Genomic DNA, 2,644 nt, shown 5'->3' on the forward strand with positions numbered 1-2,644 from the left:
GCCGCCAGAACCCCGCCGCCCCCTGCGGCGGCGGACCGCGCAACCCTCCCCGCGCCCGGCCCGCTCCCCGAGGGGACGGCCCTTTCCGTCCGGAATCTGACGGTCGCGTTCGGCGCGGTCACCCCCGTCCGCGACGTGTCCTTCGACCTCGCCCCCGGCGAGCTCGTCGGGCTGGTCGGCGAGTCCGGCAGCGGCAAATCCCTGACGGCCCTGGCGATCGGCGGGCTCGTCCCCCATCCCGGGCGGGTCTCCGGGCTGATCACCCTGGACGGCCGTCCGCTGGACGGCCTCAGCCGCCGCGAGCTCGGCACCGGGCTCGCGATGGTCTTCCAGGATCCGCAGTCGGCGCTCAACCCGGCGCTGCGCGTCGGCACCCAGCTCGCCGAGATCGCCACCACCCACCAGAGCGCTTCCCGGAAGGACGCGTGGTCGCGGGCCGTGGACCGGCTGGCCCGGGTCCGGATCCCCGACCCCGCCGCCAGGGCACGGCAGCGCCCCCACCAGTTCTCGGGCGGGATGCGGCAGCGGGCCGTCATCGCGATGGGCCTGATGGGCGCGCCCCGCCTGCTGGTGGCCGACGAACCGACGACGGCGCTCGACGTCACCGTGCAGCGCCGAGTCCTCGACCTGCTCCGCGACGTCAACGCCGAGACCGGCACGGCCGTCCTGCTCATCTCCCACGATCTGGCCGTCGTCGCGACGCTCTGCACCCGCGTCCTGGTCATGTACGCGGGACGCGTCGTCGAAGATCTGCCCGTCACCGCCCTGCGCGAGGCCCGCCACCCCTACACCCGGGCCCTGGTGGCCGCCCTCCCCGATCTGTCCACCCCCCGCCACCTGCCCCTGGCCACCATCACCGGCCGCCAGCCCGCCCCCGGCCACCTTCCCGACGGCTGCGCGTACGCCCCGCGCTGCCCCCACGTCACCGCGCGGTGCGCCACCCGGCCGCCGCTCGTCTCGGGGCTCGCCTGCTGGCATCCCCTGCCCCCGGGCGAGCGAGGCCATGGAGCGGCGGCCGAAGGAGAGGTATCGGCATGAAGGTCGAGAACCTGTGTGTGGATTTCGGGAGGTTCCGTGCGGTCGACGGTGTGTGCTTCGAAGTGGCGGCGGGGGAGATCGTCGGCCTGGTCGGCGAGTCGGGATCGGGCAAGTCGAGCGTGGCTCGCGCACTGGTGGGGCTCCTGCCGTACCGGGGGAGCGTCACGGGGCTGAGGAGGCGCGGGGCGCAGCTCGTCTTCCAGGATCCGTACGCGTCGCTCAACCCCCGGTTGAAGATCGGGAAGGCGGTCGTCGAGGGCGTCACGGGCGGCGACCGGGCCGCTGAGGCGCGACGGCTGCTGGAGCTCGTGGGGCTCGACCCGGCGTTGGGCGGGCGGTATCCGGGGGAGCTGTCGGGTGGGCAGCGGCAGCGGGTCGCGATGGCGCGGGCGCTCGGGGCCGGTCCCGAGCTGCTGATCGCCGACGAGATCACCTCGGCGCTGGACGTGTCCGTGCAGGGCGCGGTGCTCAACCTCGTCCGGGAGCTGCGCGCGGAGCTGGGTCTCGCGGTGCTGTTCATCTCCCATGATCTGGCGGTCGTGAGGTATGTGTGCGACCGGCTGCTGGTGATGCGGGAGGGCCGGATCGTGGAGTCCGGGACGGTCGAACAGGTGATGGAACAGCCGGGGCACGAGTACACGAAGTCCCTGCTAGAGGCCGTACCCCGACTGCCTTGATCGAACATTTGTGCTAATATGGTGGCATGGACACGATGACCCTCCCGGGTATGGAGATCATGAACCTGTCCGCCGCCGAACTCGCCGCCCTCGCCCTCTCGCTCGCCCATCTCGGCGCGGGCCCGCAGTCCGTCACCGCCCGCCGCGCGCTCGCCCACCTGGCCGACGCCGGGGTGATCGAGGCCCGCGCCTTCGCCACCCTCATCGACCCGCTCGACGCCGAGACCGCCCGCCGCGCCAAGGTGCTGGCGAGCGCGATCAGCGAACGGCGCGTCGTCCGTGTCCACTACGCCGACGAGACCGGCCGGATCAGCCACCGCGAGGTGGAGCCCGTCACCACCCTCGTCCACGGCGACCACTGGTATCTCGTCGGCTGGTGCCGGATGCGCCGCGGCATCCGCGCCTTCCGCCTCGACCGCCTCCTCGCCGTCGAGCCCACCGACCTCCAAGCCCGCCCCCACCGAGCCGACCGCTTCCTCCCCTTCCAGGGAAAAGCCGCCTGACCCTCCCGGATCCCGTGCCGCCCCCGCTTCCCCCGAGCGGCGGGCGGCACGGCCTTGTCCGGCTGCGGCAGGATGGGGGCATGATCTCTGGCATCGGCACGGCCGTCACGGACCGGTCGGGCGGCTACAGCACCGGCCCCTACGACGGACGCAACCTCGGCGGGAACGTCGGCGACGCACCCGCCACCGTCGCCCGGAACCGCGCCAGGACCGCCGCCGAACTGGGCGTCGACGGCCTGGTGTTCATGCGGCAGATCCACAGCGCCCGGGTCGAGCGCGTCCCCCTGGACGACCTCCCCGAATGCGACGCGATCTTCACCTCGGAGCCGGGCCTGGCCCTGGGCGCGCTCGGCGCCGACTGCCCGGCCATCCTGATCGGCGCGCCCGGCTTCGTCGGCGCCGCCCACTCCGGCCGGGCCGGCACCC

Annotated in this window: 4 protein-coding genes; all 4 read left to right on the forward strand. The window is 73.8% G+C overall.

Going from position 1 to position 2,644, the window contains the following annotated elements; translation table 11 throughout:
- On the forward strand, positions 1-1,038 hold a 1,038-nt coding region (locus ACYVE7_RS32310; protein ID WP_460370151.1), incomplete at its 5' end, for an ABC transporter ATP-binding protein.
- Positions 1,035-1,715, forward strand: coding sequence for an ABC transporter ATP-binding protein (locus ACYVE7_RS32315; protein ID WP_460370153.1), 681 nt, complete (start codon positions 1,035-1,037; stop codon positions 1,713-1,715). The genes ACYVE7_RS32310 and ACYVE7_RS32315, both read left to right, overlap by 4 nt.
- Before the next feature lie 26 nt (positions 1,716-1,741).
- Complete coding sequence (locus ACYVE7_RS32320) at positions 1,742-2,218, forward strand: helix-turn-helix transcriptional regulator (RefSeq protein ID WP_460370155.1); 477 nt, start codon at positions 1,742-1,744, stop codon at positions 2,216-2,218.
- Positions 2,219-2,298: 80 nt separating this feature from the next.
- Positions 2,299-2,644, forward strand: a 346-nt coding sequence (locus ACYVE7_RS32325; RefSeq protein WP_460370156.1) for a laccase domain-containing protein, incomplete at its 3' end; no start/stop codon positions are given.

Source organism: Actinocorallia lasiicapitis, from assembly GCF_054778695.1.

Bases quoted from the DNA above. Each gene is read 5' to 3' on its own strand.
- ACYVE7_RS32315 (WP_460370153.1), top strand. From the start codon at position 1,035: ATGAAGGTCGAGAACCTGTGTGTGGATTTCGGGAGGTTCCGTGCGGTC.
- ACYVE7_RS32320 (WP_460370155.1), top strand. From the start codon at position 1,742: ATGGACACGATGACCCTCCCGGGTATGGAGATCATGAACCTGTCCGCC.